Source organism: Caldivirga sp. UBA161 (assembly GCF_002506515.1).
Taxonomy (GTDB): domain Archaea; phylum Thermoproteota; class Thermoprotei; order Thermoproteales; family Thermocladiaceae; genus Caldivirga.
Genome location: NZ_DAXS01000045.1, coordinates 1 through 2,563 on the forward strand (window position 1 = coordinate 1; position 2,563 = coordinate 2,563).

Annotated in this window: 3 protein-coding genes; 2 read left to right on the plus strand and 1 reads right to left on the minus strand. The window is 41.7% G+C overall.

Features of this window, described 5'->3' with window-relative positions; translation table 11 throughout:
- A partial coding sequence (locus tag BP896_RS05145; protein WP_291766429.1) for a phosphoribosylglycinamide synthetase C domain-containing protein occupies positions 1-873 on the plus strand: 873 nt, incomplete at its 5' end.
- The gene (gene purM, locus BP896_RS05150; protein WP_291766431.1) at positions 867-1,838 is read left to right on the plus strand and encodes a phosphoribosylformylglycinamidine cyclo-ligase; all 972 of its coding nucleotides are present in this window, start codon (positions 867-869) and stop codon (positions 1,836-1,838) included. The genes BP896_RS05145 and purM, both read left to right, overlap by 7 nt.
- 34 nt (positions 1,839-1,872) lie before the next feature.
- Here purM and BP896_RS05155 read toward each other — a convergent pair whose 3' ends face one another.
- Positions 1,873-2,442 carry a HEPN domain-containing protein gene (locus tag BP896_RS05155; RefSeq protein WP_291766433.1) on the minus strand — a complete coding sequence of 190 codons (570 nt, stop codon included), beginning with the start codon at positions 2,440-2,442 and terminating at the stop codon, positions 1,873-1,875.
- Between the last annotated feature and the right edge of the window lie 121 nt (positions 2,443-2,563).

The window sequence follows — 2,563 nt, forward strand, 5'->3', positions numbered from 1 at the left end:
GGGTATGTTTCCGATGATGAGGTTAAGATCATAATAGAGGAAAAGGTGGATGGCCCAGAATACACCCTCCACGTTTTAACCGATGGTAATTCTTACTTACCCCTACCTTTAGCTCAGGATTATAAGCATGCATACCAAGATGGGATAGGCCCAGAAACAGGGGGCATGGGTTCAATATCCGGCCCCAATAATTTACTCCCATTCATAAATGAGGAGGAATATGAGAGGAGCTTTGATATAGTTAAGAGAACCGCGGAGGCGGTAGGGAAGGAGGCTGGGGAGAAGTATAGGGGGTTCTTAGCTGGGCAAATGATGCTAACGGACCTCTGGGGGCCCACTATTATAGAGTACTACTCTAGGCTTGGGGATCCTGAGGCTTCTGCAATAATTCCTAGGATAAGGAACTTCGGTGAGGTTTTAGAGTTAATGGCTGAAGGTAAATTATCTAAGGCTAAACTTGAGTTAAATGAGGAACCCACCGTGGTTAGGGTGATTGCCCCCTATGGGTATCCTTTAAATAAATCTTTAGCCAAGGGGCAAAGATTCTTCATTGATTTACAGAAGATAAGGGAGGAAGGCTGTGCATTATACTTTGGCTCAGTGGCCCTTGAGGGAAATGAAATCATAGCTCAAGGCTCCAGGGCTTTGGAACTTGTAGCCTTCGGGGGCTTTAATGAGGCAAGTAAGAAGCTTGATAAGTGTATGAAGTACATAACCAGTGATAGGAAGATAATTTATAGGACTGACATAGGCAGGACTATACATGAAATGGTTGAGAAGGCTGAGATAGTTAGGTATTCCTATAAGAATAGGGAGAAGCATGGGATTTTAGGGGTTTCTGCAGATTGGTCCCCTAATGGTGGTTTATGGTGAGTGAGTATAAGAAGGCGGGGGTTGATTTAAATAAGGTTAAGGAAATACATGATTACATTGCTAAGGAAATTTCATCAACATATAGGAACGTTCTACTCGGCGCTGGGCATTATTCTGGTGTAATAAATTTTAATGGAGTAAAATTGGCCCTTCATACTGATGGTGTAGGGACTAAGACTCTTCTAGCTCTTAAGTCGGGGGTAATTGAATCAGTGGGTATTGATTGCGTGGCAATGAATGTTAATGACTTAGTCTCCATAGGGGCTAAACCCTTGGCTTTAGTTGATTACCTTGCAATGGAGAGGCCCATGGAGGATGTTGTAAGGGGGGTAATGAGTGGTTTAATTAAGGGGGCAGTAGAGTCTGATGTTGAAATAATAGGGGGTGAAACCGCAATCATGAGGGATGTAATAAATGGCTTTGATTTATCCTGCACGGCATTGGGGATTGACGTTAATGAAATTAAGGATGGGCATGATGTTAAGCCTGGAGATGTTGTACTTGGCTTGAAAAGTAATGGAATTCACTCTAATGGGTATTCTTTAATTAGGAAATTAATAAATGATGGAAAACTTTCCTTTAATGATTGGAAGGATGAGATTATGAAGCCAACTAGAATATATGTTAAGCCAATACTCTCAGTTTTAAATATGATAAAGGCAGCCGCCCACATAACAGGTGGTTCATTTTCCAAGCTTAATAGGGTGACGCGATACCGCATAGAACTTAAAATGCCTGAGCCTCAGGATGTTTTTAAAGAAATTGAAAAAGCGGGGGTTCCTCATGAGGAAATGTATAGGGTCTTTAACATGGGTATAGGTATGGTTGTTTTCACATCCCCAGAGTATAAGGATGATGTTATAAGAAGTATTCGGAAATTCGTTGAAGTTTATGAACTTGGAAAAGTATCAGAGGGTAATGGTATAATAATCCAAACATATAAGAATACTATCCTCCACCTATGAGCCATCCCCACCCTAGTAATGGGTTGCTTTACCATTAGTAGCCTCGAAAATACCCTACCTCCTCAAGCCACTGTATAATGTGAAATCTGTTATAGCTAAAGATACGGTAGGCAGGTGTTTGGTTACGGTATTTAGGAAGGCTGGAATTATGATGGTAATGGGTCATTGAGGCCATTGCCAAATTATAATCTAATGCATTAANNTTAATAACAATGTCCCTTGCCCTATATGCCATGGATAAGGCGTTCACTGCGTTTGCATGATTATAAATCATGCTAGGTGTTAAGCCTGTGGTTGGTTCACCGTAGGTTGAGCGGGCATGCTCAGCTGCTAATTCATGGCTCATCCTCGCTAATTCAATAACCAATTCCTTAACTTCACTTGATAATTGATTAATGATGCTCATTAATTGATTTGATGGGTCATGGCTCCAGGTAGGCACTTGGTAAATCGCTATAATGGCCTTCGCGAAGTTTTCAACGGTTAGCTGTGAATAATGTACGCATCCAGCCCAATCCCCGATTGAGCAATACTTCTCAGCCCTACTTAAGTATTCATTAGCCAGCCTATACCTATACCGAACCTCATCCATTGGGTCAATCATATTATCCTCACCTGCTCCAGCTGCCTTGGTAATACCCAATAATACGCCTTACCATCCTTAACCCTCCTAAGCCCACTCTCCATAATCCTACGCCTCACGTACTCCAGGAATTCCCTTAATT

Coding starts and splice junctions, on each gene's coding strand:
- purM (WP_291766431.1), top strand. CDS start 867: ATGGTGAGTGAGTATAAGAAGGCGGGGGTTGATTTAAATAAGGTTAAG.